This is a genomic window from Trichlorobacter sp., assembly GCF_030247655.1.
Taxonomy (GTDB): domain Bacteria; phylum Desulfobacterota; class Desulfuromonadia; order Geobacterales; family Pseudopelobacteraceae; genus Trichlorobacter.
Map to the genome: position 1 here is coordinate 1 of NZ_JAOTRZ010000007.1, position 12128 is coordinate 12128.

Genomic DNA, 12128 nt, shown 5'->3' on the forward strand with positions numbered 1-12128 from the left:
CTGGGCAATATCCACCTCAACATCAACCAGAATAGCGTCGATACCAACAACGGCGGCGCTCAGGACTTTGGCCAGCATTTAGGCTTCCTTCAGCATGATGAATCCCATCTGACGTCCGGTTTCCCCCCCGTCACGGCGATAGGAAAAGAATAGTTCCTTCTGGCAGCAGACGCAGTTGCCAGAAGTCTGAATGGATGCCGGGGAAAGGCCTGCATCCTCAAGCTGCATCCGGTTTGCAAGGGCAAGATCAAGGCGCCATTTGCCATTTCCAGCAGGTTCAGCTACTGCGTTCCACAGCTCTGCTTGCGCTTTGAAGCCATCCTTTACCGGTTGATCTACTTCGTAGCAGCAGGAGTTAATACAAGGGCCGATTGCTGCCTGTATATCTTTGGCACGGCTACCCAGGACCCGCACCATACCTTCGACGGTTTGCAGGAGAATCCGTGCTGCGGTGCCCTGCCAGCCGGCATGGACTACAGCAATGACTTTCTTGACCGGATCAAAGAGCAGAATCGGCACGCAGTCTGCCACGGTGACCCCGATCATAACACCGGGCTGGTTGGTGATTATGGCGTCTGCCTCTAGACCGGTAAAGTGCGAAAAATCATCGTTGGGTGCATCAATAACCAGAATATCGCTGCCATGGTTCTGACGAACAGTGACGAGGCGCTCCTGCTGGATACCAAAGGCGCGGGTCAGCAGGCTGCGATTGCCTTCGATGTTGTGGGGTGAATCATCCGTATTCATTCCGAGGTTAAGCGAGTTATAGGGGGGGCGTGAGATCCCTTCATGCCGGGTTGTAAACCCCTGGATAGTTACGGGAGAAGCGGTCTCAAAGTTGGGCGCCAGATAGTGAATGCGTCCAATGCGGGTTGTTTCCATTTGAAATTCCTTTGCCTTTCAAGGCTTATTACGGTTTAATGCCTGCTGTCGACGGTGCCACCAAACGTAGCATGCCACCAGTCCGCAACTGGCAAGGATAACCCAGACCAGTGCGCGATGGGACCAGGCCACAACAAGCTCCTGATTCTGGCCGATGGCGTAGCCGATCCAGGTCAGGATACTGCACCAGAGACCGGCTCCCAGCAGGGTGTAGAGAGAAAAACGCAGGTGATTCATGCCGGCCACGCCAGCCGGAATGGAGATCAGATGTCGAATTACCGGTAGTAGACGCCCAATAAAGGTTGATATCTCGCCATGTTGTAGAAAAAAAGCCTCAACACGCTGAAATTTATCAGGCGGAATCAGTACATAGCGGCCATATTTAAGAATCAGGGGGCGTCCCAGATAATGGGCGGCATAGTAATTGGCGTAGGCCCCGGCCAGACTGCCAAAGGTGCCGGCCAGGATTGTCGGCAGCCAAGCCATCCGACCCTGGTGAATTAAATAGCCTGCCGGTGGCATCACCAGCTCGCTGGGGACAGGGATGATGGAACTTTCCATGGCCATCAGCAGGAAGATACCGGGGTAGCCCATCGCTCCGATGGTTTCGAGTAGCCAGTGAATCAGCGAGTGCAGCATGGCGTTCCTTTACTGAGCAAAATGCACCTCTTTATACCTTAAAAATACGGGCGTTACAACCGCCCCACGAAGGGAGCTTTTCAATGAGGATCAGGTTTATTGTTTTGCTGCTTGTTGCACCATTGCTGTTTGGGGGATGCGCTGCCTATAAAAACATGAAAAGCCAGGAAAATTGCGACAAGATGATCAAGGATTACAGTCGCATGGTCCGGTGGAATGAGGCGGAAAAGGTTGGCTTTGTCTTTGTTACCCCAAAGCAGCGCCCTGCTTTTGATAAGACTGCAGAATCAATACGTCGCCGTGGCGTGTCTATGGTTGATTACCGTATTCTGGCCAAGCAGTGCATGACTGAGAAGAAGAAGGCAGAGGCCACGGTGGAATTTGACTATTATGTCCTTCCTGATAATCGTCTTAAAACCATCACTGATCATCAAACCTGGGTTTTGCTGGAGGAAAATCCACTTGAGCCTGAAGCAGGCGAAGGCTGGAAGATAACCTCTCCCCTGCCTGAGTTCAAGTAGCGCCAGCAATGGCCGGGCTGTCAGCACAGGTTGGAGCTTTTCTTGAATTTCTGGCAACACAGCGGAATGCCTCGCCCCATACCGTTGCTGCATACCGTAATGATCTGAACGGTTTTACCTCATTTGTCCGGCAGGAGCGTGGCGACAGCAGTGATGCGTCTGCGGTTGACCATCTGTTGCTGCGACTCTATCTGGCCCGTTTAAGTGGTGCCGGTAACCTTCGGCAAGGACAGTACGCAAAGAGTAGTATTGGGCGCAAGTTGGCAGCTATTCGAGCTTTTTTTGCCTGGTTGGTACGGACCAAGCAGCTTGAGGTCAATCCTGCCGAGCTGATTGCCACCCCCAAGCGCGAACAACGGCTTCCTTTTCACTTGAATATCGACCAGATCGTCACTCTGGTGGAGGCCCCTCCTCAACTGGCGGGTGATGAACAGTGTAAAAATAGAGATACGGCTGTTCTTGAACTGCTCTACTCAAGCGGTTTACGTGTTTCTGAACTAACCGGTCTGAATATCGCCGACCTTGACCGCTCCAGTGGTATGGTGCGAGTGCTGGGAAAAGGGAGCAAGGAGCGGATCGTGCCGGTAGGCGCAGCAGCACTGGTTGCCTTGGAGCGCTATCTGGCAGAGCGGGAGCGTGCAGATGATGAATCTCCGCTTTTTCTCGGCAGTCGTGGTGGCCGGATCAACCGTAGGGCTGTTGCAGAGTTGGTAAAGCGGTGGTCGCAGCCAATAGCAACCTTTAAGTCTGTCTCACCCCATACCTTACGCCACACCTTTGCTACTCACCTGCTTGAGGCAGGAGCTGATCTGCGCTCAATCCAGGAGCTGCTGGGGCATTCTTCGTTGTCGACCACGCAGAAATATACCCATGTTGGGATTGATCAGTTGCTGAAGGTGTATGACAAGGCCCATCCCCGCGCCCACGAACAAGAAAAGGGAGGCGACTAGTCACCTCCCTTGCTGTATTTGCATCATGTAGTGTTCTGCTAAGCCAGTTCGATGGTAATCTTGGCTCCCTCTTCCACCTTCAGCTTGCGTTCAATACCTGGTCCAACCACCAGTGCATTATCATACTGCATTTCAACATCATTGATAATCATGACCGGAAAGATGCCCCCACCGCCTGCATCAGTGGTGACCTTGAATTTTTTACTGGATTTCCCGAAAAAGTTGCTGATATGTTTGGCTGTTGCCTGACTGACGGCAACCATACCCAGCTGATCAAAACTGCTGCTGACATCACCTTTCTGAAGATGGGCAATTCGCAACATCATACCTTCAGTGCCATTGGCAGTCGTTGCTGCTACAACCGGTGCATCACCAGGTTTAGGGAGCAACTGCTCCAGCTTGCGCAGTGCAAGATTAAGGGTAATGTTCACCATGGATGTGTTGACGTTTTTTGAGCAGAGTACGCTGATATACGCGCCGGCTAAAGGTCTGACAATCAGCCGGCCTTCGGCAAAGCGTAGTTCCATGGAGGACATGGTTTGAGAGATCTGAAGCGCGTGCAGACAATCAAGAATAGTTCCAGCAGCCGTTCCCAACTGTTTTTCGTCCAGTATTAATGGGCAGGCAGCAGCTAGAATCTTACCCTGATTATTATAGATAGAGCTTCCGATTACGCCATCTATTGCGGTTATTTGTTGCAGGATAGTCTGCATGAACCCCTACCTTCCCGGTACCAGAGCGGTCCTGATTTCAGCTTCAACGGCATCCAGTTTGTTGCCTGCAGCCACGGCAATACCCAGATAATGCTGTTTTGAGTCATACATCAAGAGGTCAAAATGTTGGGTTTGAACAGCAGCGGACTTAAGTTCCCCCAAGCCAAGAAAATCTCCCAGTGTGTTGCCTGATTGGGCCAGGAAGAGGGTTTTGGCAGCCAGTGCCTCGGCCTCCATGCTGTCATCCTGGATCGGATGGCCCTGTTTGTCCAGCAGCACGGCATAGGTAACGGCATCAATTTGCATGACCCTGGCGGCTGCAGCGCTCATGGTTCGTTGCGGGCTTGCCGGGTCAGCCGGGCGCGGTTCTTTACGGCGTTCACTGGTTTCAATCACATCCGCAAATGATTCTTCAGGAACAGCAGTTAAAGCGGCATTGTTTTCTTCATCCATCCGGCGATGTGCTTCCAGCAGGAGAAAGTTAAGGCTGCAGTGGATGGTGCAGACGTTGGTGGTCATCTCGGGTGCGAGGCTGAAGTTGCCGCCGGGCCATTTGAGAATTTGGTAGATGGCATCTTCACCACTGAAAGAGGCCTGCTCGGCATGGATAATTTCACCATCGACAAAATAGATCGCGCCACGGTGGTCCAAATACTCCACCGTAATACAGCCTGAATATCGATTATGTCCCTTGATCTGGATGACGTCGGCGAGCGAAAGACCGGCAATCTCACCCTGGAAGCCGCTAACTGCTTCTGCCATGAATGAACTCCCGTGTGGAATATGCCCTGGATAGAAGAGCGGATATCATGAATTTGAGATCTTACGCACTTTATTGGCTAAGCGCAAGGAGGAATTTTGTTGTGAAATCTGACAGAGAGAAATAAAAAACCCCGCCGGTTTTCCGGCGGGGTAGATTCACAACTATTCAAAATTTCAACTATTCGCAGAGGTCAACTTTAACGTCCCAGTTTTTCAGTTTCATGGTGCCGTTTTTCTCAAGGTTAAGGTGCATCTTGAAGGCGCGATCCCACAGCTGTGGCTCGTGACCAACCTTGCGCTTGAGGCAGTCTGCTTCAGCAATGTTCAGGTACTCGGTCAGCTGATCCTTGTAGTCCGGGTGTGCGCACTTCTCAATGATGCGACGTGCACGCTCTTTCGGTGCCATACCGCGCAGGTCAGCCAGGCCCTGCTCGGTAATAACGCAGTCAAGGTCATGCTCGGTGTGGTCGATGTGTGAGCAGTGTGGCACCACGCAGGAGATACCGGTTGGATCAGTCTTGCTTGGACGGCTTGAAGGGGTATGCATCATCTTCAGGAAGCCGTTACGCAGGAAGTCGCCGGAGCCGCCCAGGCCGTTGATCATACGGGTACCACCAACCAGGGTGGAGTTGGCGTGTGCGTAGATATCGATCTCAACCGGGGTGTTCATGGCGATACAACCCAGACGACGGATCGGCTCAGGTGCGTTGGAGATGGAGAGCGGACGCAAGGTACACTTATCAAAATACTTATCCCAGTTAGCAAAGAAGCGTGGGAAGCCTTCGGTCTCTGACAGTGACAATGAACAGGCAGAAGCTGCGTCACACTTGCCGGAGTCAAACAGATCCAGGATAGTATCCTGCAGAACTTCGGTGAATACAGTCAGGTTCTGGAAGGGACCTTTTGCCAGGCCGCCGATAACAGCGTTGGCAATGGAACCAACGCCGGACTGAATTGGCAGCAGGTTCTTGGGCAGACGGCCAGCCTTTACTTCGTGGGTAAAGAAGTCAATGATGTGGTTGGCAATTGCGTCGGAGGTGTCATCCATCTCGGCAAAGGCACGACCCTTGTCACGCAGTTTGGACTCAACCACAGCAATGATCTTGCTTGGATCGCAAGGAACATAGGTGGTGCCAACACGGTCAGCTGTCTTCTGGATATTAATAACCTGACGGTTTGGTGGGTTGTCGCAAACAATGATGTCGTGGATACCCTCGAAAGATGGCTGTCCGGTGTTTACTTCAACGATGATTCTGTCGCACTGCATAAGAATCTCAGGGATGACGCCGCAGGAGGTTGTAGGAACCAGGCCACCGTCTTCTGTAATAGCAGATACTTCGATGATAGCCAGATCAAGACGGCCAGTTTCTGAATCCTTGGTGTAGAAACCATAGCCCAGATCCTGAGCAAATAGGGAAAGGTGCTTGTCGCCCATCCGGATGCGGCCGGCGTTGATACCGGCAGCGATGTCCTTACCGGTTTGATACGGCCAGCGACGGTCGATCATGTCGTTGATTGCCCAACGGTTTTCTGTCTCGGCACCAACTGAGGCACCGATGAACAGGTTGAACTTCAGCTTGCCTTGCAGATTATTTTTCTCAACATGCTCAGCCAAGGCAATAGGAACCATCTTCGGGTAACCAGCCGGAGTAAAGCCCGACCAGCCCAGGTTCATACCGTTTTTGAAGTACTCGATGCACTGCTCAGCGGTCTTTACCTTGTCCAACAGTGATTTGCAGCGAACGCGGTCTTGCAAAGTTCCGTACTCTGACATCTTACTACCTCCTGTTTTGTTTTTGTGTCTACACAGCGTCGAAGCATGAACGCAACGGCGAATAAAGCTAATAAAAAATGTGTAAAATCAGCTTATTGTAAAAATGTTGGCTGGCTTACACTAAAGTAGAACCGGATTTTACTTAAGCGGGTTCCCAGAGTCAAGGCAATTTATTCGGTTTTTCGCATGACGTTGTCAGTCAGGATAGATTACCTGCAGCAACGACAACCCTTGAGGGGGGGCGGTTACCCCGCCACGCTGGCGGTCTGGCTCTGCCAGCAGGCTGGCAACATGCTCTGGCGCAAAACGCCCTCGCCCCACATCCACCAACGTACCAGCCATGATCCGCACCATATATTTAAGAAATCCACCACCAGTGACATCGATGGTGATGAACGGGCCATTCTGGTTGATACACACCGCATCAATTCTACGGCGGCTGGTGACCGCGCTGCAGTTGGCACCACGGAATGCAGCAAAATCATGTTCACCCACAAAATAGGCTGCCGCCTGTTGCATCGCCTTCAGATCAAGCGTATCCCGCACCTGCCATGAGGTGCGGTGGTTCAGTGGGCTGCGGACAGGACAATTATAAATAGTGTAGCGGTAGGTCTTGCTACGGGCACCGCCGATGGCCCGAAAACCGGCAGGCACCTCTTCGGCAGACTGAATCGCGATATCGTACGGCAGATGGGTATTGACACCATCCACAAACGCCTTAAGCGGAACCGTTGATTCAGTGCGGAAGACAGCTGGCATGGCAACGGCATGCACACCGGCATCGGTGCGACCGGAGGATTGCACCCGCACCCGCTTCCCAAGGATTTTGGCCAAGGCTAACTCAACTGTTTCCTGGATGGTGGGACCGTTGGTCTGTTCCTGCCAGCCGCAGTAGTTGGTGCCGTCATATTGGATGATCAGTTTAATGGTGCGCATAGCTTTCTTTTGCCACAGAGGGCACAACGAGACAAAGAGCTGCATAAAGCAAGAAAGGATAGCGTAACAAAAACACCCCCGGATCAAGAAAGATAGGGGGTGTTTCTTTGTGTTCTATGCGTTCTTTGCGGCTATTATTTTTCCAGCAGAATCCGCAGCATCCTGCGCAGCGGCTCTGCCGCACCCCACAGCAACTGATCGCCGCAGGTGAAGGCCTGGACGTACTGTGGTCCCATCTTCATCTTACGCACCCGACCAACCGGCACGGTCAGGGTGCCGGAAACCGCAGCAGGTGTCAGACCGGCCAGGGAGTCGGCCTTGTTGTTGGGGATCAGCTTGACCCACTGGTTGTCGTTGGCAATCAACGACTCAATCTCGGCCAACGGCAGATCCTTGTTCAGCTTGATGGTGATGGCCTGGCTGTGGCAGCGCATGGCGCCGACCCGTACACAGATGCCGTCCACCGGGATCGGGCTGCTGGTGCCCAGGATTTTGTTGGTCTCCTGAAACCCTTTCAGCTCTTCACGGCTCTGTCCATCTTCAACTTCACGGTCAATCCAGGGCAGTACGTTGCCTGCCAGCGGGAAGCCGAACTCCTTGGTGGGCATGGAGCCATCCCGCAGGGTTTCAGTCACTTTTTTGTCGATCTCCAGAATGGCAGAACCGGCATCCTTGAGTTCTTCAGCCACCACGCCGTTCAAGGTACCCATCTGAGCCAGCAGTTCCCGCATATTGGGTGCTCCGGCGCCGGAGGCTGCCTGATAGGTCATGGAGGAGATCCACTCCACCAGCCCGGCCTTGAACAGGCCGCCAAGGCCCATCAGCATCAGGCTGACCGTACAGTTGCCGCCAATAAAGTCTTTCTGGCCGTTGGCCAGGGCCTTGTCGATCACGTTGCGGTTGATCGGGTCAAGGATGATCACGGCATTGTCTTCCATCCGCAGGGTTGAGGCCGCGTCAATCCAGTAACCGTTCCAGCCCTGCTTGCGCAGTTCAGGATGGACTGCCTTGGTGTAATCGCCCCCCTGGCAGGTGATGATCACATCCAGTTTTTTCAGCTCTTCAATATCATCGGCCTTTTTCAGGGTGCCAGCACCCATCGGGGCAGGTTGACCTGCCTGTGAGGTAGTGAAAAAGACCGGCTCAAAACCGAGGGCAAAGTCGTTCTCCTCCTGCATCCGCTGCATAAGGACCGAGCCGACCATGCCGCGCCATCCAACAATACCTACTTTCATATGCGAAATCCTTTCGTGTTTAGAATAAAGTCCAAATCAAAAGAATTGGCACGCGGATCAAATCTGATTTATACAGATTTTCACGGATTTAACCCAAATAGAATAAAATCTGCGTAAATCCGCTAAATCAGCGTCATCCGCGGGCTGTTCAGGGTGCTGTATTACCCCAGAGCGGCGATAATAGCGTCGCCCATTTCTTTGGTGTTGACGAGTTTTTCACCCGACTTGCTCTGGAAGATGTCGCGGGTACGGTAGCCCTGATCCAGAACGGTCTCCACAGCGGTATCAATTGCGTCAGCCGCCTCAACCATGCCACAGGAGAACTTGAGCATCATGGCAGCGGACAGAATCTGGGCGATCGGGTTGGCAATCCCCTGGCCAGCAATGTCCGGGGCTGAGCCGCCGGAGGGTTCATACATGCCAAAGGTGCCTTCAGCCAGAGAGGCGGAGGGCAGCATGCCCAGAGAACCGGTCAGCATGGCTGCTTCGTCGGAGAGGATATCGCCGAACATGTTTTCGCACAGGATAACATCAAATTGCTTGGGCCACTTGACCAGTTGCATGGCAGCGTTATCCACATACATGTGGGACAGCTCTACATCAGGGTACTGCTTGGCAATATCAATCACCACTTCACGCCAGAGTACGGAAGAGGAAAGCACATTGGCCTTGTCAATGGAACAGACCTTTTTGCCCCGCTTCTGGGCAGCCAGAAAGGCAACATGGGTGATCCGCTCGATCTCCGGTACGCTGTACTTCATGGTGTCGATGCCGATCCGGTTACGGCCTTCGCCTTCAATCCCCTTGGGCTGGGAGAAGTAGATGCCGCCGGTCAGTTCACGAATCACCAGCACGTTGAAGCCGCCGCCAATAACTTCCTCTTTCAGTGAGGAAGCACCGGTCAGTGACGGGAAGATGATGGCTGGACGGAGGTTGGCGTAAAGACCAAAAATCTTGCGCAGTGGCAGCAGGGCGCCCCGCTCCGGCTGCTCGTCAGGGGGCAGGGTTTCCCACTTGGGGCCGCCCACCGAGCCGAACAGGATCGCGTCGGATGCCTTGCAGATATCAATGGTGGTCTGGGGCAGTGCCTTGCCCTCATTGTCAATCCCGGCACCGCCCACATTGGCAAAGGTGCCCTCAAAGGTTACATTGTATTTCTGGCCGATTACGTCAAGTACCCTGGTTGCCTCAGCCATTACCTCTGGTCCGATGCCGTCTCCCGGCAGGACCGCAATTTTAAAAGTCTTCGCCATGTTCCACCCCCCTGTCAAAAAAGTGCGCTACCTTACTGTATACATTAGATGTTTGTCAATCATCACGGAAAAGGGGCGATCTCATCGGAGACCGCCCCTTACAATAAACCTCAGGGTTGACGGCTCCGGTTACAGGCCGGCCTTCTGTTTGAGGATCTCTGCCTTATCGGTTTTCTCCCAAGTAAATTCAGGCAATTCACGGCCAAAGTGACCATAGGCAGCGGTCTTCTGGTAGATCGGACGCAGCAGGTCAAGCTGCTCGGTGATGGCGCGGGGACGCATGTCGAAGACTTCCCGTACCAGTTCTGACAGACGGTGCTCGGACACCACGCCGGTGCCAAAGGCATTGACCATGATCGATACCGGTTCTGCCACGCCAATGGCATAGGCCACCTGAACTTCGCAACGCTCACACAGGCCGGCAGCCACCAGGTTTTTGGCCACATAGCGGCCCATGTAGGCAGCAGAGCGGTCAACCTTGGAAGGATCCTTGCCGGAGAAGGCACCGCCGCCGTGACGGCCCATGCCACCATAGGTATCCACGATGATCTTGCGCCCGGTCAGACCGCAGTCGCCCATGGGGCCACCCACCACAAAACGGCCAGTGGGGTTGATGAAGAAACGGGTCTGTTCATCCATCAGATTTGCCGGGATTACCTTGCGAACAACTTCATCCATGACCCCTTCCACAATGGTTTCATGGGTTACATCAGGGGTGTGCTGGGTTGAGATAACCACGGTGTTAACCCGTACCGGCTTGCCGTTGTCATACTCAACCGAAACCTGTGACTTTGCATCAGGACGCAGAAACTTCAGCAGGCCGGACTTGCGGACATCAGCCAGACGTTTGACCAGTTGATGGGAAAGCTGGATCGGCATCGGCATCAGTTCAGGGGTTTCGTTGCAGGCATAGCCGAACATGAGACCCTGGTCACCGGCTCCCTGCTCCTTGAACATCCCTTCGCCTTCGGTGACGCCCTGGGAGATGTCCGGGGACTGGCGGTCAAGGGAAACCAGTACTGAGCAGGTCTCATAGTCAAAGCCGGTTTCAGAACCGCAGTAGCCGATCTCCTTGATGGTGTTACGAACAACCTCGGCATAGTTCACCACAGCGCTGGTGGTGATTTCGCCGGCAATCACCGCCATGCCGGTGGTCACCATGGTCTCGCAGGCCACGCGGGCCTTGGGGTCCTGGGCCAGGATGGCGTCCAGGATGCTGTCGGAGATCTGGTCAGCCATTTTGTCAGGGTGACCTTCGGATACGGATTCAGAGGTAAAGATAAATTTTTCAGCCATCTGTTGAAACTCCTTTTACGTAAAATAGAGGTTGTTGCCAGACAAAACTAATTCTCGTTAAAGCGTTTTATTGATCTTCAGCATCAGCATGCTGCCTGCTGCGGTGGCGGATATACAGCTGCCCGCCCAGGTCAAACAGCACCAGCGCAGTAACCAGCAGCAGCAACGGCCCGTTGTAGCGGAAAAAGGCAAAGCAGTTGAAAAACATATACAGCAGCACCACGCCGGTCAGCAGCTTACGGACACTGCCGACACCTGATTCAGCTGCCTCGGGATCGCCGCCACCGGCCTGAAACAGCAGTGGTGCCAGATGGTAGCCCACCGAGGCATCCACCAGTACCAGCAGGATATTAGCCACAAACAGCGGCAGTAACAGGGTATCCATCTCCATCAACAATCGCCTTCAGCAGTGATGTAATCCGGTGGCAAGTCGCAGCCGGACGGAATCTGAAACGGTACCGGGTAGCGGATACCGGCCTTGTGGGTGGCTGCCAGCCCTTCTGCAGTCCGCTCCAACCAGGCAAACGGAATGCCGATGCACAGCTCGTGATCCTGGGTCATGCCAAAGCGGCGATCACCCAGACAGGGGATCTCCACCGTGGGTTCACCGGTCAAGGCAACCTGGGCCACGGCCCGGGAACAGACCCCGGCATCACCGGAACTCTTCATGGTAAACTCGCCCCCCTGCTGAAACAGGAAGGCCTGCACAAAGCGCATGGCCTGGGCCGAATTGACGTACAACACCACCAGATCAGGAATCATCCCTTCCACCGGGCGGGCCAGGGGATAGGTCAGGAGCCCTTGCACATCAGGGGCCAGTCGAGGCATTGACTGCTGCATGGCAGCGGCTGCAGCCTGATCTTTCTGATAGATACCGTTGTTGACCGAACCATCCAGCACCCGTTGCGGCGGATCAATCAGACCGACACAACCGGCACCCAGTACGCAATGGGCGGTATGCTTGTCAGCCCAGGTGGACCAGCCATACATCCGGCTGTAGGCGATCTGCTGGCAGACGGTCAGGCGCTGCCCCTTGACCCGGATCTTCTTGCCTGCAATCAGGGTAAGGTCTTTGACAATGGTGACGCCAACCGGTTGTGTGACCGGATTTACGGTCTCTTTGACAACGGCAAGAAAATGCTCAAGCTGTTCCATGGTCATGACCTC

General features: G+C 53.9%; 13 protein-coding genes. 2 read left to right on the forward strand and 11 right to left on the reverse strand.

Annotated elements, in window-relative coordinates:
• Positions 1 to 78 precede the first annotated feature (78 nt).
• Entirely contained in the window at positions 79 to 882 is an 804-nt protein-coding gene (gene pgeF / locus OEL57_RS01115) for a peptidoglycan editing factor PgeF (protein ID WP_300735951.1), read from the reverse strand.
• An 18-nt stretch (positions 883 to 900) separates the two neighbouring features.
• On the reverse strand, positions 901 to 1518 hold the full coding sequence (locus OEL57_RS01120; protein ID WP_300736022.1) for a DedA family protein: 618 nt from the start codon (positions 1516 to 1518) through the stop codon (positions 901 to 903).
• A gap of 86 nt (positions 1519 to 1604) precedes the next feature.
• Here OEL57_RS01120 and OEL57_RS01125 point away from each other — a divergent pair, with 86 nt between their 5' ends.
• Entirely contained in the window at positions 1605 to 2042 is a 438-nt protein-coding gene (locus OEL57_RS01125; RefSeq protein WP_300735953.1) for a hypothetical protein, read from the forward strand.
• Between the two features lie 8 nt (positions 2043 to 2050).
• Entirely contained in the window at positions 2051 to 2992 is a 942-nt protein-coding gene (gene xerC / locus OEL57_RS01130; RefSeq protein ID WP_300735955.1) for a tyrosine recombinase XerC, read from the forward strand.
• Positions 2993 to 3030: 38 nt separating this feature from the next.
• Here xerC and OEL57_RS01135 read toward each other — a convergent pair whose 3' ends face one another.
• The 9 genes from OEL57_RS01135 to OEL57_RS01175 all read right to left on the reverse strand — a co-directional run bounded on the left by OEL57_RS01135 (position 3031) and on the right by OEL57_RS01175 (position 12122).
• Positions 3031 to 3705 carry a hypothetical protein gene (locus OEL57_RS01135; RefSeq protein ID WP_300735957.1) on the reverse strand — a complete coding sequence of 225 codons (675 nt, stop codon included), beginning with the start codon at positions 3703 to 3705 and terminating at the stop codon, positions 3031 to 3033.
• A 6-nt stretch (positions 3706 to 3711) separates the two neighbouring features.
• Positions 3712 to 4467 carry a DUF4388 domain-containing protein gene (locus OEL57_RS01140; protein ID WP_300735958.1) on the reverse strand — a complete coding sequence of 252 codons (756 nt, stop codon included), beginning with the start codon at positions 4465 to 4467 and terminating at the stop codon, positions 3712 to 3714.
• 178 nt (positions 4468 to 4645) lie between these two features.
• Complete coding sequence (locus OEL57_RS01145; RefSeq protein WP_300735960.1) at positions 4646 to 6241, reverse strand: acetyl-CoA hydrolase/transferase C-terminal domain-containing protein; 1596 nt, start codon at positions 6239 to 6241, stop codon at positions 4646 to 4648.
• Between the two features lie 195 nt (positions 6242 to 6436).
• The gene (gene truA, locus OEL57_RS01150; protein ID WP_300735961.1) at positions 6437 to 7177 is read right to left on the reverse strand and encodes a tRNA pseudouridine(38-40) synthase TruA; all 741 of its coding nucleotides are present in this window, start codon (positions 7175 to 7177) and stop codon (positions 6437 to 6439) included.
• A 134-nt stretch (positions 7178 to 7311) separates the two neighbouring features.
• A complete protein-coding gene (asd, locus tag OEL57_RS01155; RefSeq protein ID WP_300735963.1) occupies positions 7312 to 8412 on the reverse strand; it encodes an aspartate-semialdehyde dehydrogenase in 1101 nt (366 codons plus the stop codon).
• 161 nt (positions 8413 to 8573) lie between these two features.
• On the reverse strand, positions 8574 to 9665 hold the full coding sequence (gene leuB / locus OEL57_RS01160; RefSeq protein ID WP_300735965.1) for a 3-isopropylmalate dehydrogenase: 1092 nt from the start codon (positions 9663 to 9665) through the stop codon (positions 8574 to 8576).
• A 129-nt stretch (positions 9666 to 9794) separates the two neighbouring features.
• Entirely contained in the window at positions 9795 to 10961 is a 1167-nt protein-coding gene (gene metK / locus OEL57_RS01165; RefSeq protein WP_300735967.1) for a methionine adenosyltransferase, read from the reverse strand.
• 67 nt (positions 10962 to 11028) lie between these two features.
• Positions 11029 to 11352: a hypothetical protein gene (locus OEL57_RS01170; RefSeq protein ID WP_300735969.1), complete on the reverse strand. Its 324-nt coding sequence runs from the start codon at positions 11350 to 11352 to the stop codon at positions 11029 to 11031.
• Positions 11352 to 12122 (reverse strand): DUF169 domain-containing protein, encoded by a 771-nt coding sequence (locus OEL57_RS01175; protein ID WP_300735971.1) that lies wholly within the window; start codon positions 12120 to 12122, stop codon positions 11352 to 11354. The genes OEL57_RS01170 and OEL57_RS01175 overlap by 1 nt, the downstream gene beginning before the upstream one ends.
• Between the last annotated feature and the right edge of the window lie 6 nt (positions 12123 to 12128).

What these genes read in the sequence shown, in the direction of transcription:
- asd (WP_300735963.1), bottom strand. Translation starts at nt 8,412, where the DNA reads ATGAAAGTAGGTATTGTTGGATGGCGCGGCATGGTCGGCTCGGTCCTT.
- OEL57_RS01170 (WP_300735969.1), bottom strand. Translation starts at nt 11,352, where the DNA reads ATGGAGATGGATACCCTGTTACTGCCGCTGTTTGTGGCTAATATCCTG.
- pgeF (WP_300735951.1), bottom strand. Translation starts at nt 882, where the DNA reads ATGGAAACAACCCGCATTGGACGCATTCACTATCTGGCGCCCAACTTT.
- OEL57_RS01125 (WP_300735953.1), top strand. Translation starts at nt 1,605, where the DNA reads ATGAGGATCAGGTTTATTGTTTTGCTGCTTGTTGCACCATTGCTGTTT.
- metK (WP_300735967.1), bottom strand. Translation starts at nt 10,961, where the DNA reads ATGGCTGAAAAATTTATCTTTACCTCTGAATCCGTATCCGAAGGTCAC.
- OEL57_RS01175 (WP_300735971.1), bottom strand. Translation starts at nt 12,122, where the DNA reads ATGACCATGGAACAGCTTGAGCATTTTCTTGCCGTTGTCAAAGAGACC.
- xerC (WP_300735955.1), top strand. Translation starts at nt 2,051, where the DNA reads ATGGCCGGGCTGTCAGCACAGGTTGGAGCTTTTCTTGAATTTCTGGCA.
- OEL57_RS01135 (WP_300735957.1), bottom strand. Translation starts at nt 3,705, where the DNA reads ATGCAGACTATCCTGCAACAAATAACCGCAATAGATGGCGTAATCGGA.
- OEL57_RS01145 (WP_300735960.1), bottom strand. Translation starts at nt 6,241, where the DNA reads ATGTCAGAGTACGGAACTTTGCAAGACCGCGTTCGCTGCAAATCACTG.
- truA (WP_300735961.1), bottom strand. Translation starts at nt 7,177, where the DNA reads ATGCGCACCATTAAACTGATCATCCAATATGACGGCACCAACTACTGC.
- leuB (WP_300735965.1), bottom strand. Translation starts at nt 9,665, where the DNA reads ATGGCGAAGACTTTTAAAATTGCGGTCCTGCCGGGAGACGGCATCGGA.
- OEL57_RS01140 (WP_300735958.1), bottom strand. Translation starts at nt 4,467, where the DNA reads ATGGCAGAAGCAGTTAGCGGCTTCCAGGGTGAGATTGCCGGTCTTTCG.